The following is a 25574-nucleotide window of genomic DNA, read 5'->3' on the forward strand; positions in this document are numbered from 1 at the left end:
GGCCGTAGACCTCGAAGACCTCGTGGCGAGATGGATGGGGAGTCATGTCTGAGAAAGCGTCGAGCCCGGGCGGAGCCGGCACCGCGAACGGAAACTCCACCGGTGACCCGGCCGACTCGCGGCCCGGTGGCCCGCTGCCCGGCGACGGCGAGTCGATCGTCGTACCGCCGTCGATCCTGAAGCAGCAGGCGGGCTGGGCCCAGCCCGGCACCGCCGCGCCGCGGACGGGCGGGACGAAGACCGACGAGGCCCCGCAGATCTTCGCGTCCAACGTGCGCCGCCAGGACACCTCGGAGGCCGGGTACGCCGAGAACCCGCCCGGCGTCGGCAAGCTCGGTGTGATCCTCGGCACCGTGCTCGCGGTGCTGCTGGTCGGCAGCGGCATCACGTTGTACGTCGTGAACAGGGACGGCGGGTCCAAGAGCGACACCGCCGCCGCCAAGCCGGACGCCAGCAAGAGCGCGCCGGCCACGCCGAGCGCCGAGCCGGTGCCGCCGATCAAGGACAGCGCCAAGGTGCTGCCGACGATCACCGGCGAGTTCGGCAAGAAGGCCGGCATCGAGGTGCCCGGCGAGCAGTCCGACGGCTCCTTCGTCGTCAAGGTCCTCTCCGAGGGCACCGGCGCCAAGGTCGAGAAGAACTCCTGGACCTCGGTCGACTACACGGCCAAGGACTGGACCACCGGCAAGGACATCCCCAGCTCGTACGACGAGAAGGGCAAGCCGCAGATCTTCCAGGCCGGCACCGACGCCCTGATCCCGGCCCTCGACCAGGCCGTCGTCGGCAAGAAGGCCGGCAGCCGCGTCCTGGTGGTGGCCCCGCCGGCCGCCGCGTTCGGCGCCCAGGGCAACCCGAGCATGTCGATCGGCGCCAAGGACAACCTGGTGTTCGTCATCGACATCCGCAACAGCAACGCGCCCGACGCCGTGGTCAGCGGCACCGTGACCCCGCCGCCCGCGGACTTCCCGCAGGTGAAGGACAACGGCAAGAAGCCGGCCGACATCACCCCGGTCGCCGGCGCCGCCGACCCGACTGAGCTCAAGACGCACGTCCTGATCAAGGGCACCGGCCCCAAGGTGGAGAAGGGCGAGAAGGTCGTCGTCCAGTACACCGGCGCGCTGTTCAAGGACGGCAAGGTCTTCGACTCCTCGCTCAGCAAGGGCCAGGCGTTCTCCTTCCCGGTGGGCGGCGGCCAGGTCATCGCCGGCTGGGACCAGGGCCTGGAGGGCCAGACCGTCGGCAGCCGCGTCGAGCTGGTCATCCCCGCCTCGCTCGGCTACGGGGACAAGGGCCAGGGCGACATCCCGGCCAACGCCACCCTGGTCTTCGTCGTGGACATTCTGGACGCCGGTCAGGGCTGATCCACTTTCGGGTGACAATGGTGTGCGTGTGACCTTCGGGCCGGGCCGCGTGGCCTGAGCCCGGACGGGCGGCGGGCGCCCGTACCGTGGTCCGGGAACGGACCGGGTGCGGGCGCCCGCCGCTTGGTCGTGAATGGAACCAATCGAGAAGAGGCAGTTGTGAGCAACAAGACGAAGCCGGAGATCGACTTCCCGGGTGGCGACGCGCCGACCGAGCTGCAGATCCGCGACATCGAGGTCGGCACCGGCGACGAGGCCAAGCCGGGCCAGGTCGTCGAGGTGCACTACGCCGGTGTGACCTTTGAGACCGGCGAGGAGTTCGACGCCAGCTGGAACCGCGGTTCCACCTTCAAGTTCCCGCTCGGCGCCGGCCGCGTCATCAAGGGCTGGGACCAGGGCGTCGTCGGCATGAAGGTCGGCGGCCGCCGCGAGCTGGTCATCCCGTCGCACCTGGCGTACGGCAACCAGTCGCCGTCCCCGCTCATCCCGGCGGGCTCGACGCTGATCTTCGTGGTCGACCTGATCTCGGTCTGACCCGAACCCCGACGACCGGGCCCGATCCCGGCCGGACCACGGTCCCGACCGGGCCGCACACCGCTGCGACCCGGTCGTGACCGAGGGCCGTACCCCCCGCGCGGGGGTGCGGCCCCACGCGTTTAGGGACTCGGCTTTTGCACTGCGTACCGCTACCGGTACGGTCGGTCCCGCCGGGTCGACGACCACCCGGCGGGCGCACCCCGCGCGCGGCGCGGCACACCGGAAGGGTCAGCGATGGCGATCGCCAAGGCAGAGCGGCTGATGAATCTCGCCCTGTGCCTGATGAACACCAGACGTCCGCTCTCCAAGAAGGAGCTGCGGGAGTCCATCGAGGCCTACCGCGAAGCCTGGCAGAACAGCAGCGAGGACGCCTTCAACCGGATGTTCGAGCGCGACAAGGACGACCTGCGCGAACTCGGCCTGGTCATCGACGTCGACGAGAACGCCCTCGACGGCGAACTCGGCTACCTCGCCCGCGCCGACCGCAACCGCCTGCCGGAGATCGCCCTCGACGCCGAGGAGGCCGCCGCGCTCACCCTCGCCGCCCGCGTCTGGCAGCAGGCCAAGATGTCCGGCGCGGCCAGCGGCGCCCTGCAGAAGCTGCGCGCCGCCGGCGTCCCGTTCAGCGAGACCGAGGGCCGCACCGCCCTCGAACCGCGCATCCCCGCCCGCGAGAGCGCCTTCGAACCGCTGCTCACCGCCGCCCGCGACCGCCGCCCCGTCACCTTCGAGTACCGCAAGGCCGGCGCCGCCGCCGTCGAGCAGCGCACCGTCGAACCCTGGGCGTTGGAGTGCTGGCGCGGCCACTGGTACCTGGCCGGCTGGGACCGCGACCGCGGCGACGCCCGCGTCTTCCGGCTCAGCCGGATCACCGGCAAGGTCCGCGCCCGCTCCGGGGCCTTCCTCGGCACCGTCCCCGAGCACGTCGACGTCCGCGCCACCGTCGCCAAGTTCGCCGGCGAGGGCGCCACCGCGACCGCCGTCGTCCGGGTCCGCCGCGGGGCCGGCTTCCCGCTGCGCACCAAGGCACTGAGCACCCGGCGGGCCGACGACACCTGGGACGAGCTGGAGATCCCGTACGGCAACGGGCTCGGCGCCGACCTCGCCGAGTTCGGGCCCGACGTGGTGGTGCTCGGCCCGGACGAGCTGCGCACGGACGTGATCGAGCGGCTGCGCGCTGTCGCCGGGACCGGCGTTGTGGACGGAATCGAGGGAGTGCGGGCATGAGCAACGCGATCGACCAGACCCGGCGGATGCTCTCGCTGGTCACCTACCTGCGCGAGCGCCCCGGCGCCGAGGTCGCCGAGGTCGCCCGCGCCTTCGGCATCACCGAGCGCGAGCTGATCGGCGACCTCAACGTGCTGCCGATGTGCGGCACCAGCTTCCGCGGCGGCGACCTGCTCGACATCGACACCGACGGCGAGCGGATCTGGTGGCACAACGTCGACGACGTCGCCCAGCCGCTGCGCCTCGCCGCCGACGAGGCGACCGCGCTGCTGGTCGCCGCCCGCGCGGTGGCCGGCCTGCCCGGCCTGCGGGCCGGTGACCGCGAGGCGCTCACCCGCGCCGTCGCCAAGATCGAGAACGCCGCCGGGGACAGCGCCGAGGGCAGCGCCCGGGTCGGCGTCACCTTCGAGGCCGAGAGCCACGTCTTCGCCGACATCGACCGCGCCCTCAGCGAGGGCCGGCGGGTCTGGCTGCGCTACTACTCGCACGGCCGCGGCGGCATGACCGAGCGCGAGGTCGACCCGATCCGGCTGCTCACCGAGGGCCACACCTACCTCGAGGCCTGGTGCCGGACCTCCGAGGACCACCGGATGTTCCGGCTCGACCGGGTCGCCGAGATCAAGGTCCTGGACACCCCCTCCGACCCGCCCCGGCGCGAGCCGCGCGACCTCTCCGGCGGGCTGGTCAACCCGTCCGCCGACGACCCCGAGGTGGTCGTCGAGGTCACCTCCGGCGGGCGCTGGGTCGCCGAGTACTACACCCACGACCACGCCGAGGAGCTGCCCGACGGCGGCCTGCGGATCACCCTGCGCAGCGCCGACCCGTCCCAGCTGCGCCCGTTGGCGCTGCGCCTCGGCCGGGACGGCCGGATCGTCTCGCCGCCGGAGCTCGCCGGACAGGCGCGGTCGGCGGCGCTGGAGGCGCTGGCCGCCTACGGGGAGGGGCTGGTCTGAGCCGTGGAGCCCGGTACCAGATTCAAGGTGTACTGCTCGGAGTGCCGGGAGAAGGTGGAGCTGCCGGCCGAGGAGTTCCGCCTGACCCTCGGCCGGACTCCCGCGCAGGCGCACTACAGCTTCGGCTGCCCGCTGTGCGGGGCCGCGGTGCGCAAGGCGGCCGGGGAGAAGATCGTCACCGCTCTGACGGGCGCCGGGGTGCGGACGATGCGGCTCGTGACGGCCGAGGGCTGACCGCCCGGGACCGGGGCGGCCCCTTCCGGACCGGGGCGAACCGCCCGCGTCGGGGGCCGGGCCCCGGTCGGTAGGGTGGTGGCCATGTCCTGGATGCTCGTCGCCGCCGTCCTGCTCGTCACCGCCGGCCTGCTGGTGCTCGGTGTCCTCGCGATCCGGCTCTGGCTGGACGTGCGGGCGCTCGCCAAGGGGGTGGACGCCGCCTCGCGCGCGCTGGCCGAGGCGGCCGGCGACCTCGCGGCGGCGGTGCCCGGACGCTGAGCAGCCGCCGGCCGGCGCGGTCCTGCGGCCCGGGTGTCCTCTACCACGTCGGGCCGTTGCGGGTACGGGGGCTGCTGCGCGGAGGTGTGGGCGGGTTACGCTCTCAGTTGGCTCCCTCTGCACGGTCCGACCGGGAGCCGCTGTCCTGTTCGGGCGGCCGACGTCAGGGCGTCACCCGCAGCGGTTACCATCCCCGCAACGGGCGGCCCACCGGTGCCGCCGTGACTGAAGGTGGTCGAGCATGCGGATCTCGGGGACCGCGATCCTGGTGATCGTGGTTTTTGCCATCCTGCTTTTCGGCGCCAAGCGACTGCCCGATCTGGCACGCTCGCTCGGCCAGTCGATGCGGATCCTCAAGAGTGAGGCCAAGGCGATGAAGTCCGACGGCGAGGCCGAAGAGCCGTCGCCGCAGGCCGCACCTGCCGTCGCCGCCGACGCCGGCGCGGCGAAGACCATCCAGGCCGCGCCGGGGGCGTCCGCCACCGCCCGGCCGGTCGCCGGGCAGTCCGCGCAGACGGGGACGGACGGCGCGCCGCGCTGAGCGGTGCGCGCCGCACCCGGCGAAACGGGTGACGCACGCGACCATGGAGGCCCGTCGACCGGCGGGCCTCGACGCACGAGTTGAGGACCGGGGTTGAGCAAGCTCTCCAAGGCGTCGAAGGCGCCCAAGGATCCTGAGGGGCGGATGGCCCTCGCCGACCACCTGCGGGAACTGCGGAACCGCGTGGTCAAGTCGGTCCTGGTGATCGTGGTGTTCACGATCGTGGCACTGATCTACCACAAGCAGCTAGAGACGCTCCTGCTGAAGCCGATCCCGCAGTGCGACGAGTCGAACGCCGCCCAGTTCCACGGCCGGTGCGCGCAGGTCTCCACCGTCGGCCTCACCGCCGGTTTCAACTGGATGCTGAAGGTCGCGCTGACGGCCGGCGTGGTCGCGGCGGTGCCGGTCTGGCTCTACCAGGTCTGGGCCTTCATCGCCCCCGGCCTGCACAAGCACGAGCGCAAGTACACGGTCATCTTCATGGCCTGCGGCGCCCCGCTGTTCCTGGCCGGTGTGGCCTGCGCCTTCCTGGTGATGCCGACCACGGTCGAGGTCCTGATCTCGTTCAGCCCGGACAAGACCACCCCGATCCTGCCGCCCGACGACTACTTCGACATCGCCACCCGGATGGTGCTGGTCTTCGGCCTGGCCTTCGAGTTCCCGCTGCTGCTGGTGATGCTCAACCTGGTCGGGATGGTCACCGGCAAGCGGCTGCTCGGCTGGTGGCGCGGCATGGTGATGGCCATCACCGTGTTCGCCGCCTTCGCGACGCCGAGTGCCGACCCGGTCAGCATGCTGGTGCTGGCCGCGCCGATCTGGGCGCTGTACTTCATCGCCGTCGGCATCGCGCTGGTCAACGACAAGCGCCGGGCCCGGCGGAACCCGGACCTCGCGCTGGACGACGAGGAGGCCTCGCAGCTGGACCTCTCGGTGCAGCCGGTGAGCGGGGCCGAGGCCGTCGAGGCGTCGGCCGCCCCGGTGGCGAGCGCACCGGTGCCGGCCGCCCGGCACGAGCAGATGGACGACATCACGTGATGCGGTGACCAGCGCCTTGACGCGCACCGCCCCGGAAGCCCCGGCCCGCCGTTCCCCGGCGGGCCGGGGCTTTTGCCGGTTTTCGGCCGTTCGGCGGGGTGGTCTTGGCAGGGCTAGATGGCATGTGACATATTACTGACGTGTCCCAGTCCCAAAGACTTTCCCTGGACGTCGTCGTGGTCGGCGCCGGCGTCGTCGGAGCCGCCTGCGCCTACTACGCGGCCCGCGCCGGGCTCGCCGTGGCCGTGGTGGACCGCGGCCCCGTCGCCGGCGGCACCACCGGTGCCGGTGAGGGCAACCTCCTGGTCTCCGACAAGGAGCCCGGGCCCGAGCTCGACCTCGCACTGCTCTCCACCCGGCTCTGGGAGGACCTCGCCGAGGATCTCGGCGAGGCCGTCGAGTACGAGCCCAAGGGCGGCCTCGTGGTCGCCTCCACGCCCGCCCGGCAGGACGCCCTGCGCGCCTTCGCCGCCGGACAGGCGGCGGTCGGCATCACCGCGGAGGAGATCCCCGGCGAGCGGCTGCGCGAGCTCGAACCGCACCTCGCCGACGGGCTGGCCGGCGGCTTCCTCTACCCGCAGGACGCCCAGGTCCAGCCCGCCCTGGCCGCCGCCCACCTGCTGCGCGCCGCCCGCCGGCACGGCGCCGTGCTGTACACCGGCGAGGCCGTGCGGGAGGTGACCGCCGGGCCGGACGGCGCCGTGCGCGGCGTGGTGACCGACCGGCGGCGGCTCGCGGCCCCCGCCGTCGTCAACGCCGCCGGCACCTGGGGCGGCGAGCTGGCCGCGCTGGCCGGGGTGCACCTGCCGGTGCTGCCGCGGCGCGGCTTCGTGCTGGTCACCGAGCCGCTGCCGAGGATCGTGCGGCGCAAGGTGTACGCCGCCGACTACGTCGCGGACGTGGCCAGCGGCTCGGCCGCGCTCCAGACCTCGGCGGTGGTCGAGGGCACGCCGGGCGGGCCGGTGCTGATCGGCGCCAGCCGGGAGCGGGTCGGCTTCGACCGGACGCTCTCCGTGGAGGTGCTCCAGCGGCTCGCCGCGCAGGCGGCGGCGCTGTTCCCGGTGCTCGCCGACGTCAGCGTGCTCCGCGCCTACCGGGGCTTCCGTCCCTACCTGCCGGACCACCTGCCCGCGATTGGTGCAGACCCGCGGGTGCCCGGGCTCTACCACGCCTGCGGCCACGAGGGCGCCGGCATCGGGCTCGCCCCGGCGACCGGGCTGCTCATCAGCGAGCAGCTCACCGGCAAGCGGCCGGAGCTGGACCTCTCGCCGTTCCGGGCCGACCGCTTTCCCGCGGGCGGCTCCTCCTGAGCTCTGCCATGTGCCCGAGCACTTTGCAAAGCGCGGGAAACGCTTTGCAAAGTGCGTGCACGCTACGGTGCGGCCCGATGGTCGTACCGGCCCCACCACCGGAACGGAGAACCCCAGTCATGCGCCGAACCCCCGCCGACCTGGTCGGGGCGGAACCAGGGCCCGCCCACACCATCGAGTTCGACGGCCGGCCCGTCCCCGCGCTGCCCGGGCAGACGATCGCGGCCGCACTCTGGGCCGACGGCGTCCTGGCCTGGCGCACCACCCGCGTGGGCGGCCGTCCGCGCGGGGCGTTCTGCGGGATCGGCGTCTGCTTCGACTGCCTGGCCACCGTCGACGGGCGGCCCAACCAGCGCACCTGCCTGCTCCCCGCCGAGCCCGGCACCACCGTCACCACCCAGGAGGGCAACGGCCGTGCCGACCTCGCCGTCTGATTCCTTCGACCGGCCGTACGACCTCGCGGTGATCGGGGCCGGCCCGGCCGGGCTCGCCGCCGCGGTCGCCGCCGCCGACCTCGGGCTGCACTGCGCCCTCGTCGACGCCGGCCCGCGCACCGGCGGGCAGTTCTACCGCCACCCCGCGCCCGGCCTCGGCGCCGCCCGGCCGGACCGGCTGCACCACGGCTGGTCCGTCTACACCGGCCTGGCCGACCGCCTCGCCGCACACCAGAGGGTGGGCCGGGTCGACCACCTGGCCGGCCACCACGTCTGGGCGCTGGAGCGGCCCGGCGCCGCGGTGCAGGAGACCCGGGAGGACGGCGGCGACACCGCCTGGGCGGTGCACGCCACCCTCGGGCCGGAGACCGGTGACCGGGCCACCGTGCGGGCCGCCGCCGTGCTGCTCGCCACCGGTGCGTACGAGCGGCAGCTGCCGTTCCCCGGCTGGACGCTGCCCGGGGTGGTCACCGCCGGCGGCGCGCAGGCCATGCTCAAGTCGGGCCTCGTGCTGCCCGGCAAGCGGATCGTGGTGGCCGGCAGCGGCCCGCTGCTGCTCGCGGCGGCGTCCTCGCTGGTCACCGCCGGAGCCCGGGTGCCCGCGGTGGTCGAGGCCACCGCCTACCTCGGGTACGCCCGGCGCCCCGGCGTGCTGGCGGCCGTCCCGGCCAAGCTGGTCGAAGGCGCCGGGCACGGTGCGGCGCTGCTGCGCCACGGGGTCCGGCTGCGCCCCCGCAGCGCCGTCGTCGAGGCGCACGGCACCGACCGGGTCACCGCCGTCACGGTGGCCCGGCTGGACGCCGACTGGCGGCCGGTGCCGGGCAGTGAACGGCGGATCGACTGCGACGCGCTCGCCGTCGGCCACGGCCTGCTGCCGCAGATCGAGCTGGCCACCGAGCTGGGCGCCGGGACCAGGACCACCGCCGACGGCGCGGTCGCGCTCGCGGTGGACGCCCGGCTCCGGACGACCGTCCCCGGGCTCTGGGCGGCCGGCGAGACCTGCGGTGTCGGCGGCGCGGACCTGGCGATCGCCGAGGGCGAGCTGGCCGCGCACGCGGTGGCCGGCGTCCCCGTCGCCACCTCCCTGCTGCGCCGCCGCGCGCGTCTGCGGGCCTTCGCCGAGCTGATGGCCTCGGCGCACCGGCCCGGCCCGGGGTGGTCGCAGTGGCTGCGGCCGGACACCGACGTCTGCCGGTGCGAGGAGGTCCCGGCCGCCCGGATCACCGAGGCGGTGGAGGAGCTGGGCGCCGGCGACGCGCGGACCGTGAAGCTGCTCACCCGTGCCGGGATGGGCTGGTGCCAGGGCCGCATGTGCGGTCCGGCGGTGGCCTGCCTGGCGGCGGGCTCGGGCTCGGGCTCGGATGCGGAGTCGGGCTCGGGCCCGGGGGAGGGCGAGGCGCGGCCCGACAGCCGTCCGCTCTCCTGCCCGGTGCCGCTCTCGCAGCTCGCGGCGGGCCCGCACGCCGGTCGGCCCGGCGCCGGCGAATCGCGCGACTGAACCGAACCTGCACGGCGGGGACTCTTGTCTCCACCGCGCGCCATCTAATAAAATGTCACACCTCACCAAGGAGTCACCGTGTCCAACACCCAGCACGACACCACCCGGCCCTGGCGCGGCATCATGGTCGCCACCACGATCCCGCTGCGCCCGGACCTCTCCGTCGACTACGACGCCTACGCCGAGCACGTCCGCTGGCTGATCGCCTCGGGCTGCGACGGCGTCGTCCCCAACGGCTCGCTGGGGGAGTACCAGACCCTCACCGCCGAAGAGCGCGCCCGGATCGTCGAGGTCGCCGTCGAGGCCGCCGGCGACGGCTCGCGCGTCATGCCCGGCGTCGCCGCCTACGGCAGCGCCGAGTCCCGCCGCTGGACCGAGCAGGCCGCCGAGGCCGGCGCCGGCTCCGTCCTGCTGCTGCCGCCGAACGCCTACCGCGCCGACCACGCCGCCGTCCGCGCCCACTACGCCGAGGTGGCCAAGGCCGGCCTGCCGATCGTCGCCTACAACAACCCGATCGACACCAAGGTCGACCTCGTCCCCCCGCTGCTCGCGCAGCTCCACGGCGAGGGCTCGATCGTCGCCGTCAAGGAGTTCAGCGGCGACGTCCGCCGGGCGTACGAGATCGCCGAGCTGGCCCCGGGCCTGGACCTGCTGATCGGCGCCGACGACGTGCTGCTGGAGCTGGCCCTGGCCGGCGCCGTCGGCTGGATCGCCGGCTACCCGAACGCGCTGCCGGAGGCCAGCGTCGCGCTCTACAAGGCCGCCGTCGCCCAGGAGCTGGAGACCGCGCTGCCGCTCTACAAGGCGCTGCACTCCCTGCTGCGCTGGGACTCCAAGACCGAGTTCGTGCAGGCGATCAAGCTCTCCATGGACATCGCCGGCCGTCCCGGCGGCCCGGTCCGCGCGCCGCGCCAGCCGCTCACCCCGGAGATCGAGGCGGCCGTCCGCGCGGCCACCGAGAAGGCGCTGGCCGAAGGCCTCGCGTAGTCGCACGAAGTCCCCGGGTACGGCCGGCTGCGGGGGCAGCCGGCCCGCCCCCGAACCACAACCCGACGGGAGCCGCAACCAGATGCGCAGCCGCCACGTGTTCCACGCCGTCGACTCGCACACCGAGGGCATGCCCACCCGGGTCGTCACCGGCGGGTTCGGCGTCATCCCCGGCGCCACCATGGCCGAGCGCCGGGTCCACTTCCAGCAGCACCTGGACCAGTTCCGGACCCTGCTGATGTACGAGCCCCGGGGCCACGCCGCGATGAGCGGGGCGATCCTCCAGCCGCCGACCCGGCCGGACGCCGACTTCGGCGTGCTCTACATCGAGGTGTCCGGGCTGCTGCCGATGTGCGGCCACGGCACCATCGGCGTGGCCACCGTGCTGGTCGAGACCGGCATGGTGCCGGTGGTCGAGCCGGTCACCACCGTCCGGCTGGACACCCCCGCCGGGCTGGTGATCGCCGAGGTGCACGTCGAGGACGGCGCCGCCAAGGCGGTGACCATCCGCAACGTGCCCTCGTACTCGGTGGCGCTGGACCGCAAGATCGAGGTGCCCGGTTACGGCACGGTCGGCTACGACCTCGCCTACGGCGGCAACTTCTACGCCATCCTGCCGCTCGCCGAGTTCGGGCTGCCGTTCGAGCGCGAGCGCAAGCAGGAGATCCTGGACGCCGGGCTGGCCCTGATGGACGCCATCAACGCGGGCCCGGACCGGCCGGTGCACCCGGAGAACCCGTCCATCCACAGCTGCCACCACGTCCAGCTGCTGGCCCCGGGCTCCACCGCCGAGCACTCCCGGCACGCGATGGCCATCCACCCCGGCTGGTTCGACCGCTCGCCGTGCGGCACCGGCACCTCCGCGCGGATGGCCCAGCTGCACGCGCGCGGCGAGCTTCCGCTGGGGCGGGACTTCCGCAACGACTCCTTCATCGGGACGACCTTCACCGGCCGCCTGGTCGAGGAGACCGAGGTGGCCGGGCGGCCCGCCGTCGTCCCCACCGTGACCGGGCGGGCCTGGATCACCGGCACCGCCCAGTACTTCCTCGACCCGAGCGACCCGTTCCCGGCCGGCTTCCTGCTCTGAGCCCGCCGCTCCCCGCCGAACCACCCCCCCGAAGGACTGCTTGCCGTGACGATCCGTTCGTACAACCCCGCCGACCCCGCGGACCTCGTCGCCGAGGCCCCCAAGCCCGGTGCCGAAGCCGTCCGGGCGACCGTCGTCCGCGCCCGGACCGCGCAGCCCGGATGGCTCGCCGCCGGTGCCGGCGCCCGCTCCGCGGCGCTCACCCGGATCGCCGAGGCGGTCGAGGCGCACGCCGAGGAGCTGGCCGCGCTGGTCGTCCGCGAGGTCGGCAAGCCGCTCGCCGAGGCGCGCGGCGAGGTCGCCCGTACGGCCGCCATCTGGCGCTACTACGCGCAGGCGCCGTTCGCGGCGTCCGGCGCCGTCCACGAGACGGCCGCCGGCGAGGGCCTGCTGCTCACCCGCCGCCGCCCGTACGGGGTGGCCGGGCTGATCACGCCCTGGAACTTCCCGTTGGCGATCCCGACGTGGAAGGCCGCCCCGGCGCTGGCCGTCGGCAACTCCGTGGTGCTCAAGCCCTCCTCCGAGGCGATCGGCTGCGCGCTGCGGCTGGCCGAGCTGGTGGCCGGGGCCGGGCTGCCGCAGGACGTGTTCACCGTGCTGCCGGGCGGCGGCGCGGAGGGCGGGGAGCTGGTCGGCGCCGCGGACGTGGTCTCGTTCACCGGCTCCACCGGGGTCGGCCGCCAGGTGGTCCGCACCGCCACCGAGCGCGGCATCCCGGTCCAGGCCGAGCTCGGCGGGCTGAACGCGGCGCTGGTCCTCCCGGACGCCGACATGGACCAGGCCGCCGCCCACCTGGCCTCCGCGATCGCCGGCTACGCCGGGCAGAAGTGCACCGCCACCAGCCGGGTGATCGCCGTCGGCGAGGCCTACGAGCCGCTGAGCGAGGCGCTGGTCAAGGCCCTCGCGAAGGTCGACGACTCGGCCTGCGGGCCGGTCATCAGCTCCGCCACCAGGGACGAGATCACCGCGGCCGTCGCCTCGGCCCGGGAGGCCGGCGCCGAGGTGCTGGCCGGCGGCGACGTGCCGGACCGGACCGGCTGGTACCTCGACCCGACCCTGGTCGCCGAGGTGCCGGACGACCACCCGCTGCGGCGCGAGGAGTTTTTCGGCCCGATCGCCGTGCTCCACGCCGCGGCCGACCTGGACGAGGCGATCGCGCTCGCCAACGACACCCCGTACACGCTGTCCGCCTCGGTGCACACCCGCAGCCTGGACGTCGCGCTCGCCGTGGCCGACCGGCTCGACGCCGGCATGATCCGGGTCAACGCGCCGTCCAGCGGCGTCGACTTCCACCTGCCGTTCGGCGGCGCCAAGGGCGCCAGCCACGGCGCCCGGGAGCAGGGCCAGGCCGCGCTGGACTTCTACACCCAGGGCCGCACCGTCACCCTGCTGCCGGCCGGTGGTGCGTGATGCACGTCCGGACCGTGGACTACCACACGGCCGGGGAGCCGTTCCGGATCGTCCTCGACGGTGTGCCGGGCATCCCCGGTGACAGCGTCGCCGAGCGCCGGGCCATCGCGCTCGGCGCCGGCGGCACCGCCACCGCGCCCCGGCCGAGCGCCCTCGACGAGGTGCGGCAGCTGCTCACCCGTGAGCCGCGCGGCCACGCCGGGATGTACGGCGGCTTCCTCGTGCCGCCGGACGACGACGAGGCGCACCTCGGCGTGCTCTTCTGGCACAAGGACGGCTACTCGACCGCCTGCGGCCACGGCACCATCGCGCTCGGCGCCTGGGCGGTGGACTCCGGGCTGGTCGCGGCGCCGGACGACGGGGTGGCCCGGGTGCGGATCGACGTCCCCTCCGGGCGGGTCACCGCCCTGGTCCACCGCCGGGGCGGCCGGACCACCGGGGTGACCTTCCGCAACGTGCCGACCGTCGTCACCGCGCTCAAGCTCGCCGTGGACACCCCGCGGGGCCTGGTGGAGGTGTCGGTCGCGCACGCGGGCGCCTGCTACGTCTCGGTCCCGGCCGCCGCCCTCGGCCTGGCCGTCGAACCCGCCCAGTTGGCCGAACTCACCGCCGCCGGGCGGGAGATCAGGGCCGCCCTGGCCGGCTCGCCGGCCGTCGAGCACCCCGTGGACCCGCTGCTCTCGGGCGTCTACGGCGTCATCCTGTACGACGAAGTGCCCACCGCGGACGGGGGGCTGAGCCAGCGCAACGTCACCGTCTTCGCGGACGGCCAGATCGACCGCTCGCCGTGCGGCTCCGGGACCTCGGCCCGGCTCGCCGTCCTCGCCGCCGAGGGCCGGCTGGCCCCGGGCGAGGAGCTGCGGCACGAGTCGCTGGTCGGGACGGTGTTCGGCGGCCGGGTGCTCCCGGGCGGCGACCCGTTCGACGGGGGCGTGGTCACAGAGGTCACCGGCACCGCCCACCGGACCGGCGAGCACTCCTTCGTGCTGGAGGCCGGCGACGAGCTGGGAACGGGGTTCCTGCTGTGACCGGCGGCCTGGCCCGTGACCTGACCGGAGGCTCGACCGGTGACCGGGCCGGAGGCCTGACCGGTGACCGGGCCGGCGGCCTGGCCGGCGCCGCGGGAACGCCCGCCCTCACGCTGCCCGGCGCGGCTGCTGAGCCGCTCCAGCACGCCGCGCCGGGCGCCGGCCCGGACGCCGCCGGGCTGACCCCGGTGGAGGCGGCCGACGCGATCGAGCGCGTGCTGCTGGAGGGGCTGGACCCCGAGACCGCGCCCGCCCGCTCGGCGGTGCCGGTGCCGGCCGGGGAACTGCTGCTGATGCCCGCGGCCTCCGCCGAGTACGTCGGGGTGAAGATCGCCGGGGTGGCCCCCGCCAACCCCGGGATCGGCCTGCCCCGGATCACCGGCAGCTACCTGCTGCTGGACGGTCCGACGCTGCAGCCCGTCGCCCTCATGGACGGCGCCGCGCTCACCGCACTCCGCACGCCAGCCGTCACCGCCGTCGCGCTGCGCCGGCTGGCCGCGCCGGACGCCGCGCATCTGGTGCTGTTCGGCGCCGGGCCGCAGGCGTACGGGCACCTGGACGCACTGCTCGCCGTCCGGCCGCTGACCCGGGTCACGGTGGTGGCCCGCAGCGAGGTGCCCGCCGAGGCGCTGGCCGCGTACGCGCGCCGGCTCGGGCTGTCGGCCGGGGTGGGGACGCCGGACGCGGTGGCCGGGGCCGACCTGGTGGTCTGCTGCACCACCGCGCGCACCCCGCTGTTCGACGGCGCGCTGGTGCCGGACCACGCCGTCGTGGCGGCGGTCGGCTCGCACGAGCCGCAGGCCCGCGAGGTGGACGCGACCCTGGTCGGCCGGGCGGAGCTCTACGTCGAGGCGCGGGCCGTCGCGCTGCGGGAGGCCGGGGACCTGCTGATGGCGGGTGTCACCGGCGCGGACGCGCTCTGGAACCTGGCCGAGCTGGTGCGCGGCGAGGTGCCGGTGCCGGGTGACCGGCCGCGGTTCTTCAAGAGCGTCGGCATGGCATGGGAGGACCTCGCGGTCGCGGCGCAGATGCACCGGCGCGACTGCTGAGGGACTCTCAGTCGCCGAGGAAGCAGAGCCAACTGCCGGGGGTGCCGGCACACGTGGCGAGCACCTCGGCGAGGTCGCGGACGGCCGCCCGCTGGGCCTCGGTGGTGCACCGGTCCAGCAGGGCGGCCGTCTCGGCCAGTGCGGCGGCGGCGTCCTGCTCGTTGAACAGGGTGTCGCCGTAGGGGTCGACCCGGCCGAGGCGGTGGCCGGTGGGGTGGGCGTGGGCGGCGAGGGCGGCCGCCAGCGCGTCGCCGTGGCCGAGTGAGAGGTGCAGCTCGACGGCGGGCCGCTTCCGGTGTCCGGGAGGGCGGCGGTCGTAGAGGGCGAGTTCGATTCCCAAGTCCGTTTCCCCGGGCTCTGGTCGGGCGTCGTGAGTGGGTGGGCCGCAAGCTGCGGCCGGCGTGGCGGGGAAGGGATCCCCTGCCGCGCCGGCCGCTTTTCCGTTTTCCCGGCCCGTCGTCCGGCCCGGCACGGTCCGGTCCGTTGTCGCTGCGGCGTGCCGGGCGTTACGGTCCGTTGTCGATGTGGCCCGTCGTCCGGCCCGGTCCGTTGGCGCAGCGGTCCGTTGTGGCTGCGCCCCGTCGTCCGGTCCGGCGCCGCGCGTCCTACCGGTAGGTGCCGATCAGGCGGGCCAGGTGCTTGCCGGTGACGTGCAGCGGCTCCTCGCTGCGGGCGACCTGGGCGGCGAGCTCGGCGCCCTCCAGGGTGCTGATGACGGTGGCGGCCAGTTCACGCGAGTCGTCGGCGCCGAGACCGGCCGCGAGCAGCTTCTCCTCGACGACGGCGCGCCAGTTGGCGAAGGCCTCGACGACGGCCTGCTCGATCACCGGGGCGCGGCCGACCGTCTCCAGTGCGGTACTGGTGATCGGGCAGCCGTCCTGCCAGCCGGATTCGCGCAGGGCCACGGCGAGCAGCCGGGTGCAGGCGGTGACCGCCTCGGCCGGGTCCTCCGACGATCCCAGCCCTTCGCGCAGCATGCCCGCGAACTCCCGGTCGCCGTGGCGGATCGCCGCTGCGGCCAACTCCTGCTTCCCGCCCGGGAAGAAGTGGTAGACGGAGCCGAGGGTGGCCTCCGCCTCGCGCGAGATCTGCTTGATCCCGGTGCCCTCGTACCCCTGGCGCTGCAGCAACCGGGAGGTGGCGCGGACGATCCGCTCGCGGGTGCCGGTGGTCGTCGTCTTCACGGCGTGAGTCTAGCCGACGTTCTGAATAGAGCGTTCGTTCCAGATCCGTGCTAGCTTCGTCCCTGGATAGAGCGATCGTTCTAGTGGAGGGGGAGTCCCATGTCCGTCCCGCAGCAGGAGTCCAGGAAGCCCGTCACCGTGATCGGCCTCGGCCCGATGGGGCAGGCGATGGCCGGCGCCTACCTGGACGCCGGTCACGCCGTCACGGTCTGGAACCGGACCGCCGCCCGGGCCGCCGGCCTGGTCGCCCGTGGCGCCGTCCTCGCACCCAGTGCCGAGGCCGCCGTCGCCGCCAACGAGCTGGTGGTGCTCAGCCTGACCGACTACGACGCGGTCTTCGCCGTCCTCTCCGCCGCCGAGGGCGTGCTCGCCGGGAAGGTGGTCGTCAACCTCAGCTCGGACACCCCGGAGCGGGCCCGTGAGGCCGCCCGCCGACTCGCCGCGCTCGGCGCTGGCCACCTCACGGGAGGGGTGCAGGTGCCGCCCTCGGGCATCGGCAAGGAGGGGTCGTTCACCTTCTACAGCGGGCCGGTCGGGCTGTTCAGGCGGCACCGGGCCACCCTGGAGGTCATGACCGGCGCCGACTACCGCGGCGACGACCCCGGGCTGGCCCAGCTGTACTACCAGCTCCAGATGGACCTCTTCTGGACCTCGATGGCCGGCTACCTGCACGCCACCGCGGTCGCCGAGGCCAACGGCATCCCGGCCGACGAGTTCCTGCCCCACGCCGCCTCGACGGCCGCCTCCATACCCGGCTTCCTCGCGTTCTACGCGCCCCGGATCGCAGCCGGCCACCATGCGGGCGACGTGGACCGGCTCGCCATGGGCCTCGCCAGTGTGGAGCACGTCCGGCACACGGCGGCGGCCTCCGGGGTGGACGACGCGCTGCCGGCGCTGGTGGCCGACGTCTTCCGGCGCGGGGTCGCCGCCGGGCACGGGGCGTCCAGCGTGACCAGTGTGATCAGCCAGTTCAGGGACGTGTAGCGGGATCGTTGCGGCGGAGCGGGCCGCCGGCCGTTGTCACGGCCGGCGGCCGCTGCGACGATGGTCCCGGTCACGGCCGGTCCCCGCCGCGGCCGTGGTCCGGCGACGGATCACCCGAATCACGAAATGTTGCACACTCAACGTAACGTGACATTGTACGCTGGTGTTCTGCAACCACCGGAGGAACACCATGTCCGACCTGAAACCCCGCACCCTGATCTCCGTCCAGGAGCGGCTGCGCGACCAGGTCGCCCACGCGCTGCGCGCCGCCCTGATCTCCGGTGAGCTGCGCCCGGGCGTGGTCTACTCCGCGCCCGCCCTCGCCGCCGACTTCGGCGTCTCCGCCACCCCCGTCCGCGAGGCGATGCTCGACCTCGCCCGCGAGGGCCTGGTCGAGGCCGTCCGCAACAAGGGCTTCCGCGTCACCGAGCTCAACGAGCGCGACCTCGACGAGTACACCGAGATCCGCGCCCTGATCGAGATCCCCACCATCGGGCGGGTGACCGGCACCGCCACCGCCGAACAGCTGGAGGCGCTGCGCCCGCAGGCCGAGGCCATCGTCGCCGCCGCCCGCAAGCACGACCTGATCGGCTACCTGGAGGCCGACCGCCAGTTCCACCTGGACCTGCTCGGCCTCGCCGGCAACGCCCACCTGGTCGAGGTCGTCGGCGACCTGCGCAAGCGCTCCCGCCTCTACGGCCTCAACCGCCTCGACGAGCGCGGCGAGCTGGTCACCTCCGCGGAGGAGCACCTGGAGCTGCTCGACCTCATGATCTCCGGCGACGCGGCGGCCGCCGAGGCCTGCATGACCCGCCACCTCGGCCACGTCCGCTCGCTCTGGGCCGAGGGCCAGGCCGAGCCGGAGGAGCCCCGTCCGGCCCTGAAGCTGCGGGCCCGGTAGGAGCCAAACCGCCCGTTCGGGTGAATGCGGACGATCGGGTGCCCGAACGTGGCCCGGCTCTACGATGATGCTCTCGACATCGGCAGCCAGGAGGAATTCCGTGTCCGCCGCAGCAGTGGAAGAGCCCATGGAGCAGCCGACGCTGCTCGAAGCCGCCGAGCTGATCTCCAACCAGCTCCCCGGCTACCGGGTCGAGATCATCGGGAGCCAGATCACCGTGACGCCGCCGCCGAACATGCGACACGGTCGCTCGCTGACCAGGCTCATGCGCGCCCTCTTCGAGGCCGGCCTCGATGACGGTGAGACGGAGGTCTTCCAGAACATCGGCATCTGGCTGCCTGACGGGCCATCGGATTATGCCGTCCCTGACCTGGCCGTTCTCGATGCGGACAGCGATGACCATCTGATCGAGTACAACTGCTACGACCCCGCGGTCTTCCGTCTCGTGCTGGAGGTGACCTCCTCCAACCACAGTGACGACCTCAAGAAGAAGCCCGCTGCCTACGCCTCCGCCGGGGTCCCCGTCTACGTGATCGTGGACCGGACCAATCAGCGTGTCATGGTGCTGACCGAGCCGCAGGACGGCGAGTACCGCCTGCACGCCGTCCACCACCCCGGACAGAGCTTCACGCTGCCCGAGTCGATCGGGGCGTCCGTGACGCTCGCGGTGGACGACGTGCTCGCGGCGAAGAAGTAGCTCAGGCCGCCGCCGGGACGGTCAGCCTGCCGTCCTGGACCTCGGCGACCTGGTCGACCGCGGTGAGGTGGGTGCGGTCGTGGGTGACCAGCACCGTGGCCGTGGCGCGGCGGTGGGTGAGGTCGGTGATGAGGTCGATCACGGCGGCGCCGCGGTCGTGGTCGAGGGCGCTGGTCGGCTCGTCGATCAGCAGGACGGTCGGGTCGTTCATCAGCGCGCGGGCGATGTTGACGCGCTGGCGCTGACCGCCGGAGAGCTGGTGCGGGCGGCGGCCGGCCTGGTCGCGCAGGCCCACGGCGTCCAGGAGTTCGAGGGCCCGGGGGAGGGCGGCGCGTGGGGAGCGGCCGTCGAGGTGGGCCATCACCTGGAGCTGCTCGGCCGCGGTGAGCGAGGGCAGCAGGTTGGCCTGCTGGAAGACGATGCCGATCCGGTGCCGGCGCAGGGCGGTGAGCTCGGCGCGGTTCAGGCCGGTGGTCTCGACGCCGTCCACCACGACCCGGCCGGTGTCCGGGGCGATCAGGGTCGCGGCGACCGCCAGCAGGCTGGACTTGCCGGAGCCGGACGGGCCCACCACCGCGGTGATCGAGCCCTTGGGGACGGTGAGCGACACCTCGTCCAGGGCGGTCAGCCGGCCGTCGCCGTCCGGGTAGGTGAGCGTGATGCGGTCGAGTGCGAGGGTCATCGGGCGCTCCCCAGGGCGGTCAGCGGGTCGACGGAGGTGATCCGGCGGATGGACAGGGCGGCGCCGACCGCGCCGAGCGCGATCATCACGGCGGCCGGCAGGAGGACGGTCGGGGCGTCCAGGACGAACGGGACCGCGGAGCCGATCAGCGCCCCCGCGCCGGCCGCGATGGCGGTGCCGACGGCCGTGCCGAGCACCAGCAGCAGCACGGCCTGGCCGAGCGCGTCCCTCAGCAGGTAGCGGGTCGAGGCGCCGAGCGCCTTCAGGACGGCGACGTCGCCGCTGCGCTGGATCGTCCAGACGGTGAAGAAGGCACCGATGACCAGCGCCGAGATGGCGAACAGGAAGCCGCGCATCAGCTGGAGCGAGCCGTTCTCGGAGGTGTAGGAGCCGATGGCGGCCAGCGCGTCGTCGCGGCTCCTGGTCTCGGTGCCGAAGCGGGCGTCACCGGCGGCAGGGTCGGCGCCGGAGGTCGTGATCAGGGCGATCACGGTGGCGTGCCCGGCGCCGCCCGGCGCGAACTGCTGCCAGTCGGTGAGGCTGGTCCAGACGACCGGGGTGTGGCTGTAGGAGGCGTCACCCGACACCGCGGCCACCTGGAGCGGGTGGCCCGCCAGGGTGAAGGCCGCGCCGGGGCGCAGACCCCCGAGGTCCTCGGCGGCGGTCTCGGAGAGCACGGCCCGGCCGGGGGCGACCAGGGAGCCCTGCGGGGCGAGCCCGGAGCCGTCCGGCACGCCGAAGGCCGAGAGCGCGGCGGTGCGCTGCCCGGCGCCGGCCTTGGTGGTGGTGATGCCGAGCGGCTGCGCGGACGTGACGCCCGGCTGCTGCGCCCAGCCCTGCCACTGCTCCGGTGTGACCTGGGAGTCGGTGAAGGACAGCTGCTGGCCGTCGGCCGGTTTCGAGAAGACCAGCCGGTCGGCGGGCAGGCCGGTGATCGCCGAGATGTTCTGCCGGCCCAGCCCGGCCGTCAGGCCCGAGAGCAGGCCGACCAGCACGGTGATCAGCACGATGACGGTTCCCATCAGGGCGAACCGCCCCTTGGCGAACCCCAGGTCCCTCCAGGCGACAAACACGTCCGGCCTCTCTGCTCGACTGCTCCGGCAACACTGACCACGGTCGCGGAGGAGGGAGTCGGCGGGCATCGCCCGGGGGATTGGATCCCTGGCATCAAAGGGAAGAAGCGGAGTTCAACCTTTTGATTGATGCCTGGAGGGCGGCGCGGATCCTAGGCTGGACGGATGGCGACCGAACGACTTCGCACCACCCCCGTCGCCCGCGTGCTCCAGGTCTGCCTGCACCTGTTGGTGGCGGGCCTGCTGGCGCTCGCCGTCGCCCGGGCCCTGGCGGGCCGCGACGGCGACCCGGCGGCCGTCACCGCGGCCGCCACCGCGATGGCCGCCGTCTACGCGGCCGGGCCGCTGGTCGGGGCCGTCCGGCGGTCCCGGCGGGCCGCCGCGCTCTGGCTGGCACTGCTCGGCGTCACCTGGGTGGGCGTGCTGGTCGCCACCCAGGACGGGGTCTGGCTGGCCTTCCCGCTGTACTTCCTGGAGCTGCACCTGCTCGGCCGCCGGGGCGGGCTCGTGGCGGTCGCACTCACGGCGGCCGCGGCGATCACGGCCTGGTCCTGGCACCAGCACGCGTTCAGCCTGGCCGCCGCCATCGGGCCCGCGCTCGGCGCGGCCGTCGCCACCGCCACCGTCCTCGGCTACCAGGCGCTCTACCGGGAGAGCGAGGAGCGGCGCCGGCTCATCGACGAGCTGACCGCCGCCCGCGCCGACGCCGCCGCCGCCCACCACGCGGCCGGTGTGCTCGCCGAGCGCGAACGGCTCGCCCGGGAGATCCACGACACCCTCGCGCAGAGCCTCTCCAGCATCCAGCTGCTGCTGCGCGCCGCCCAGCGGGCGCTGCCCGAGCGGACCGAGGCCGCCGCCGACTACGTCGAGCAGGCCCGGCAGGCCGCCCAGGACAACCTCGCCGAGGCCCGGCGCTTCGTCCGTGCGCTCGCCCCGGCCGACCTGGAGGGCAGCTCGCTGCCGGTCGCCCTGGAGCGGCTCTGCGCCACCACCACGGCGCACAGCGGCCTGCCCGTCCGCCTGCACGTCTCGGGGGACCGGGTGCAGCTGCCGGTGCCGCAGGAGGTCGCGCTGCTGCGGATCGCGCAGTCCGCGCTCGGCAACGCGGTGCGGCACGCCAAGGCCTCGCACGCCGAGGTGACGCTCAGCTACATGGAGGGCGAGGTGGCGCTGGACGTGTTCGACGACGGGACCGGGTTCGACCCCGCGGCGGTCGCCGCGGGGGCGGGCGGCGCCGGCGGGGACGGCGGCTTCGGCCTGCCGTCGATGCGGGCCAGGGCGCGGGCGCTCGGCGGTACGTTCACCGTGGAGTCCGCGCCGGGGGAGGGGACGGCGCTCGCCGTGCTGCTGCCGGTGCCCGCCGCCGTGCACGAGGACCCGGCATGAGCCGCGCGGCCTGCCCGGTCGGTGCGGCGCGTGCAGTCGGCGCGGCCCGTGGATCCCGGGCGGCCCGCGCGGTCTGCGGGGCCCGTCCGACCTGTCCGACCTGTCCGACCCTGCCGATCTACGGGACCGAGGAGCGTTCGTGAGTGATCAGGTGATCCGACTGCTGCTCGCCGACGACCACCCGGTGGTCCGGGCCGGCCTGCGGGCCGTGCTGGAGAGCGAACCGGACTTCGCCATCGTCGCCGAGGCCGCCACCGCCGAACGGGCCGTCCAGCTGGCGGCGGAGGTGGAGGTCGACGTGGTGCTGATGGACCTCCAGTTCGGGCCGGGCTCGGCGATGAACGGCGCCCAGGCCACCGCGGCGATCACCGCCCGTGGGGCCGGGGCTCCGCGGGTGCTCGTCGTCACCACCTACGACACCGACGCCGACACCCTCCCGGCGCTGGAGGCCGGCGCCACCGGCTACCTGCTCAAGGACGCGCCGCCCGAGGAGCTCGCCCGGGCGGTCCGCTCGGCGGCGGCCGGGCGCACGGCGCTGGCCGCCACGGTGGCCGACCGGCTGCTGGAACGGATGCGGACGCCGTCGGCCGCCCTCAGCGCGCGGGAGACCGAGGTGCTGGGCCTGGTCGCGGACGGGCTGACCAACCAGCAGATCAGCCAGCGGCTGCACCTGAGCCAGGCGACGGTAAAGTCGCACCTGGTCCACATCTACACCAAGCTGGGCGTCGACTCGCGCACGGCGGCGGTCCGGGAGGCGCGCGGGCGGGGGCTCATCCGGCGGGGGGTGTGACGGCCGGGGAGGGGTGACGGCCGGGGGAGGCGGCGACGGCGGGGCGCCGTGCGGCGCGGGGCCGGGCGTAGGGTTGGTCGGGTCCGAACCGTTCCGTGGAGTGGAGGACCCGCGTGGAGGCACCCCGTACGGCCGCCGTCAGCCCCGGCGAGCTCGCCGTCCCCGTCATCGCCGCGCCCATGGCGGGCGGGGCGTCCACGCCGGAGCTGGTGGCCGCGGTCAACGCGGCCGGCGGGCTCGGCATGCTCGCCGGCGGGTACCGGAGCGCCGGTGCGATGGTCGAACAGATCGAGCGGACGGCCGGGCTGACGGACCGTCCGTTCGGCGTGAACCTCTTCGTCCCCGCCGGGCCCGGCGACCCGCTGGCCGTCGCCGCGTACCGGGAGCGCCTGCTCCCGGAGGCCGACCGCCGGGGTGTCCGGCTGCCCGTGGCGATCGCGCCGGACCGCGACGACTGGGACGCCAAGATCGCCGCGCTGCTGGCCCGGCCGGTGCCCGTCCCCGTGGTGTCGTACACCTTCGGCCTGCCCTCGCCCGAGGAGGCGCGGGCCCTGCGGGCGGCCGGCACCTACCAGGTCGGCACGGTCACCACGCCCGAGGAGGCGCGGTGCGCCGAGGCGGCCGGGATGGACGCGCTCTGCGTCCAGGGCCCGGAGGCGGGCGGGCACCGGGCCACCCACCGGGTCGCGGACCGGCCGGGGGACGTTCCGTTGCTCGAACTGCTGGCCGCGGTAAGGGCGGTGACGGCGCTGCCGCTCGTCGCGGCGGGCGGCCTGGCCGACGGTGCGGGGATCGCGGCCGCGCTGCGGGCCGGTGCGGTGGCGGTCCAGCTGGGGACGGCGCTGCTGCGGGCCGACGAGTCCGGCGCGTCGGCGGCGCACCGGGCGGCCCTGGCCGAACTCCCCGGCACGGTGGTGACCCGGGCCTTCACCGGCCGTCCGGCGCGCGGTCTGCGCAACGCGTTCATCGAGCGGTTCGGCCCGTACGCGCCGGCCGCCTACCCCGAGGTGCACCACCTCACCCAGCCGCTGCGCGCTGCGGCGGCCGCGCGGGCGGACACGTCGGCGATGCACCTGTGGGCGGGCACCGGCCACCGGGCGGCCCGCGGCGGGCCGGCCGCGGAGATCGTCAAGGAGCTGTGGAAGCAGGCCTGTCGCTGAGCGCGGCGCGGTGGTGGCGGGTCCCCGCCGGGACGTGGCGCTGCCGCGGGGGGCCGGGTGACCCTGGTCGCCCGGCCCCCCGCGGCGTGAGCCTCAGCCGAGGAGCTCGGCCATCCAGGACTCGATGGCCGGGACGGTGCGGGGGAGGGCGCCGGACATCAGGCGGGCGCCGTCGGCGGTGATGACGAGGTCGTCCTCGATGCGGATGCCGAGGCCGCGGAGTTCGAGGGGGAGGGTCTCGTCGTCGGGCTGGAGGTAGAGGCCGGGCTCGACGGTGAGGACGTGGCCCTCCTCGAGGACGCCGTCGAGGTAGGTCTCGGCGCGGGCCTTGGCGCAGTCGTGGACGTCGAGGCCGAGCATGTGGCCGGTGCCGCAGAGCGTGTAGCGGCGGTAGAGGCCGCTGTCGTCGGCGAGGGCCTCCTCGGCGGAGACCGGCAGGATGCCCCAGTCGGCCAGGCCCTCGGCGATGACCCGGGCGGCGGCGGCGTGGAAGTCGCGGAAGCGGGCGCCGGGGCGCAGGGTGTCGATGCCGGCCTGCTGGGCGGCGAGGACCAGCTCGTAGGCCTGGCGCTGGACCGGGCTGAAGGTGCCGTTCAGCGGGAGGGTCCGGGTGATGTCGGCGGTGTAGAGGGTGTCGGTCTCCACGCCGGCGTCGAGCAGCAGCAGGGTGTTCGGGTCGAGGGCGCCGTCGTTGCGGATCCAGTGCAGGACGCAGGCGTGGGCGCCGCTGGCGGCGATGGTCTCGTAGCCGATGCCGTTGCCCTCGGCGCGGGCGCGCAGGTTGAAGACGCCCTCGATCCAGCGCTCGCCGCGGTGGTGGCGGAACGCGGCGGGCAGGGCGCGGACGACGTCCTCGAAGCCCAGCACGGTGTGGTCGACGGAGAGCTGGAGCTGCTCGACCTCCCAGGCGTCCTTGACCAGGCGCAGCTCGGACAGGACGGCGGCGAGGGTGCCGTCGGCCTGGGCGATCCCGGGGGAGCCGGGGCGGCCGGTGGCGGCGTCGAGCTCGGGGTCGACGTCGGCGAGGACGCGGGTGGCCGGCTGCGGGCCGGTGAGGAGCTTGTCCAGCTCGTCGAGGTGCTCGACGCGCACGCCGGTGAGCCGGGCGGCCTCGTCGAGGTCGGGGCGGCGGCCGACCCAGAACTCGCCGTAGCGGCGGTCGCGGAAGAACTCGGCGCCGCGGACCGGGTCGCCGCCGCGCGGGGAGCGGGGGCGCAGGTAGAGCACGGGCTCGTGGCCCTCGGGCCCCGAGGGTTCGAGGACCAGGACGTGGCCGACCTGGTCCTCGCCGGTGAGGCCGGTGAGCCAGGCATAGGCGCTGTGCGGGCGGAAGCGGTAGTCGACGTCGTTGCTGCGCACCTTGAGCCGGCCGGCCGGGACGATCAGGCGCTCGCCGGGGAAGGCCGCGGAGAGCCGGCTGCGTCGTCCGGGCAGCACGGTGTACCCGGGGACCCGGTCCTCGGCGGGCAGGGGCGTGGGGGCCCAGGAGGTGCCCATGAAGGCGTTGAGGGCGGGCGAGACGGGGAGGTCGTGGCTGCCGGTGTTGAGGCCGGTCTGACGGAGGGTCACCGTGATTCTCCTAAGTGGGGCTGGAGGTCCGCACGGACACAGCTCGGTAACGGGATGCGTCACCTCTTGTGCAGTGCAATTTCACATTACTATGTTACGGGTCACACCGTGGAGCGGCTAGACCCCCTGAGGTCGCTCTCCCGGCCGGGCCCCGGATCAGCGCCGGGGTCGGAGCACGGCCCTCGCTTCGGGCCCC

At 74.6% G+C, this 25574-nt stretch carries 27 protein-coding genes; 22 read left to right on the plus strand and 5 right to left on the minus strand.

Annotated elements, in window-relative coordinates:
* The first annotated feature begins 44 nt into the window (after positions 1–44).
* From J5Y04_RS27800 to J5Y04_RS27875, 16 genes are all read left to right on the plus strand, one after another.
* Positions 45–1361 (plus strand): FKBP-type peptidyl-prolyl cis-trans isomerase, encoded by a 1317-nt coding sequence (locus J5Y04_RS27800; RefSeq protein ID WP_209415160.1) that lies wholly within the window; start codon positions 45–47, stop codon positions 1359–1361.
* Between the two features lie 159 nt (positions 1362–1520).
* Positions 1521–1895, plus strand: coding sequence for an FKBP-type peptidyl-prolyl cis-trans isomerase (locus J5Y04_RS27805; protein ID WP_148647689.1), 375 nt, complete (start codon positions 1521–1523; stop codon positions 1893–1895).
* A gap of 237 nt (positions 1896–2132) precedes the next feature.
* On the plus strand, positions 2133–3125 hold the full coding sequence (locus tag J5Y04_RS27810) for a YafY family protein (protein ID WP_209415161.1): 993 nt from the start codon (positions 2133–2135) through the stop codon (positions 3123–3125).
* Positions 3122–4078, plus strand: a complete 957-nt coding sequence (locus J5Y04_RS27815) for a YafY family protein (protein ID WP_209415162.1) — start codon at positions 3122–3124, stop codon at positions 4076–4078. The genes J5Y04_RS27810 and J5Y04_RS27815 overlap by 4 nt, the downstream gene beginning before the upstream one ends.
* A 27-nt stretch (positions 4079–4105) precedes the next feature.
* On the plus strand, positions 4106–4312 hold the full coding sequence (locus J5Y04_RS27820; RefSeq protein ID WP_245205594.1) for a hypothetical protein: 207 nt from the start codon (positions 4106–4108) through the stop codon (positions 4310–4312).
* 84 nt (positions 4313–4396) lie between these two features.
* Positions 4397–4573 carry a hypothetical protein gene (locus J5Y04_RS27825; RefSeq protein ID WP_153882874.1) on the plus strand — a complete coding sequence of 59 codons (177 nt, stop codon included), beginning with the start codon at positions 4397–4399 and terminating at the stop codon, positions 4571–4573.
* Between the two features lie 241 nt (positions 4574–4814).
* Entirely contained in the window at positions 4815–5114 is a 300-nt protein-coding gene (gene tatA / locus J5Y04_RS27830; protein WP_209415164.1) for a Sec-independent protein translocase subunit TatA, read from the plus strand.
* Between the two features lie 144 nt (positions 5115–5258).
* On the plus strand, positions 5259–6149 hold the full coding sequence (gene tatC, locus J5Y04_RS27835; RefSeq protein WP_209415236.1) for a twin-arginine translocase subunit TatC: 891 nt from the start codon (positions 5259–5261) through the stop codon (positions 6147–6149).
* 140 nt (positions 6150–6289) lie between these two features.
* Positions 6290–7459, plus strand: a complete 1170-nt coding sequence (locus J5Y04_RS27840) for an FAD-binding oxidoreductase (protein ID WP_209415165.1) — start codon at positions 6290–6292, stop codon at positions 7457–7459.
* Positions 7460–7578: 119 nt separating this feature from the next.
* Positions 7579–7893: a (2Fe-2S)-binding protein gene (locus tag J5Y04_RS27845; RefSeq protein ID WP_148647683.1), complete on the plus strand. Its 315-nt coding sequence runs from the start codon at positions 7579–7581 to the stop codon at positions 7891–7893.
* Entirely contained in the window at positions 7874–9391 is a 1518-nt protein-coding gene (locus J5Y04_RS27850) for an NAD(P)/FAD-dependent oxidoreductase (protein WP_209415166.1), read from the plus strand. The genes J5Y04_RS27845 and J5Y04_RS27850 overlap by 20 nt, the downstream gene beginning before the upstream one ends.
* Before the next feature lie 123 nt (positions 9392–9514).
* On the plus strand, positions 9515–10378 hold the full coding sequence (locus tag J5Y04_RS27855) for a dihydrodipicolinate synthase family protein (protein WP_245205562.1): 864 nt from the start codon (positions 9515–9517) through the stop codon (positions 10376–10378).
* Between the two features lie 82 nt (positions 10379–10460).
* Entirely contained in the window at positions 10461–11465 is a 1005-nt protein-coding gene (locus J5Y04_RS27860) for a proline racemase family protein (protein ID WP_148647680.1), read from the plus strand.
* Between the two features lie 45 nt (positions 11466–11510).
* The gene (locus J5Y04_RS27865) at positions 11511–12875 is read left to right on the plus strand and encodes an aldehyde dehydrogenase family protein (RefSeq protein ID WP_307853329.1); all 1365 of its coding nucleotides are present in this window, start codon (positions 11511–11513) and stop codon (positions 12873–12875) included.
* Positions 12875–13903: a proline racemase family protein gene (locus J5Y04_RS27870; protein WP_209415168.1), complete on the plus strand. Its 1029-nt coding sequence runs from the start codon at positions 12875–12877 to the stop codon at positions 13901–13903. Before J5Y04_RS27865 ends, J5Y04_RS27870 begins: the two co-directional genes overlap by 1 nt.
* A gap of 179 nt (positions 13904–14082) precedes the next feature.
* On the plus strand, positions 14083–14952 hold the full coding sequence (locus J5Y04_RS27875; RefSeq protein ID WP_245205564.1) for an ornithine cyclodeaminase family protein: 870 nt from the start codon (positions 14083–14085) through the stop codon (positions 14950–14952).
* Positions 14953–14959: 7 nt separating this feature from the next.
* Here J5Y04_RS27875 and J5Y04_RS27880 read toward each other — a convergent pair whose 3' ends face one another.
* Together J5Y04_RS27880 and J5Y04_RS27885 are read right to left on the minus strand one after the other, a co-directional pair.
* Complete coding sequence (locus J5Y04_RS27880; protein WP_209415169.1) at positions 14960–15292, minus strand: hypothetical protein; 333 nt, start codon at positions 15290–15292, stop codon at positions 14960–14962.
* A 265-nt stretch (positions 15293–15557) separates the two neighbouring features.
* Positions 15558–16136, minus strand: coding sequence for a TetR/AcrR family transcriptional regulator (locus J5Y04_RS27885; protein ID WP_209415170.1), 579 nt, complete (start codon positions 16134–16136; stop codon positions 15558–15560).
* A 99-nt stretch (positions 16137–16235) separates the two neighbouring features.
* Here J5Y04_RS27885 and J5Y04_RS27890 point away from each other — a divergent pair, with 99 nt between their 5' ends.
* The 3 genes from J5Y04_RS27890 to J5Y04_RS27900 all read left to right on the plus strand — a co-directional run bounded on the left by J5Y04_RS27890 (position 16236) and on the right by J5Y04_RS27900 (position 18718).
* Entirely contained in the window at positions 16236–17120 is an 885-nt protein-coding gene (locus J5Y04_RS27890; protein WP_209415171.1) for an NAD(P)-dependent oxidoreductase, read from the plus strand.
* Positions 17121–17310: 190 nt separating this feature from the next.
* The gene (locus tag J5Y04_RS27895; protein WP_209415172.1) at positions 17311–18021 is read left to right on the plus strand and encodes a GntR family transcriptional regulator; all 711 of its coding nucleotides are present in this window, start codon (positions 17311–17313) and stop codon (positions 18019–18021) included.
* A gap of 100 nt (positions 18022–18121) precedes the next feature.
* Positions 18122–18718, plus strand: coding sequence for a Uma2 family endonuclease (locus J5Y04_RS27900; protein ID WP_209415173.1), 597 nt, complete (start codon positions 18122–18124; stop codon positions 18716–18718).
* Between the two features lies 1 nt (position 18719).
* Here the strand turns inward: J5Y04_RS27900 and J5Y04_RS27905 are convergent, their stop codons facing one another.
* Together J5Y04_RS27905 and J5Y04_RS27910 are read right to left on the minus strand one after the other, a co-directional pair.
* Positions 18720–19400, minus strand: a complete 681-nt coding sequence (locus J5Y04_RS27905) for an ABC transporter ATP-binding protein (protein ID WP_209415174.1) — start codon at positions 19398–19400, stop codon at positions 18720–18722.
* On the minus strand, positions 19397–20473 hold the full coding sequence (locus tag J5Y04_RS27910; RefSeq protein WP_209415175.1) for an ABC transporter permease: 1077 nt from the start codon (positions 20471–20473) through the stop codon (positions 19397–19399). The genes J5Y04_RS27905 and J5Y04_RS27910 overlap by 4 nt, the downstream gene beginning before the upstream one ends.
* Positions 20474–20638: 165 nt before the next feature.
* Here J5Y04_RS27910 and J5Y04_RS27915 point away from each other — a divergent pair, with 165 nt between their 5' ends.
* The 3 genes from J5Y04_RS27915 to J5Y04_RS27925 all read left to right on the plus strand — a co-directional run bounded on the left by J5Y04_RS27915 (position 20639) and on the right by J5Y04_RS27925 (position 23809).
* On the plus strand, positions 20639–21859 hold the full coding sequence (locus J5Y04_RS27915; protein WP_209415176.1) for a sensor histidine kinase: 1221 nt from the start codon (positions 20639–20641) through the stop codon (positions 21857–21859).
* 139 nt (positions 21860–21998) lie between these two features.
* The gene (locus J5Y04_RS27920; protein ID WP_148647669.1) at positions 21999–22649 is read left to right on the plus strand and encodes a response regulator transcription factor; all 651 of its coding nucleotides are present in this window, start codon (positions 21999–22001) and stop codon (positions 22647–22649) included.
* Between the two features lie 113 nt (positions 22650–22762).
* A complete protein-coding gene (locus tag J5Y04_RS27925) occupies positions 22763–23809 on the plus strand; it encodes a nitronate monooxygenase (RefSeq protein WP_307853330.1) in 1047 nt (348 codons plus the stop codon).
* Between the two features lie 93 nt (positions 23810–23902).
* Here the strand turns inward: J5Y04_RS27925 and J5Y04_RS27930 are convergent, their stop codons facing one another.
* Entirely contained in the window at positions 23903–25378 is a 1476-nt protein-coding gene (locus tag J5Y04_RS27930; RefSeq protein WP_307853331.1) for an aminopeptidase P family protein, read from the minus strand.
* Between the last annotated feature and the right edge of the window lie 196 nt (positions 25379–25574).

The sequence above is a fragment of the Kitasatospora sp. RG8 genome (assembly GCF_017813315.1).
Taxonomy (GTDB): Bacteria; Actinomycetota; Actinomycetes; order Streptomycetales; family Streptomycetaceae; genus Kitasatospora.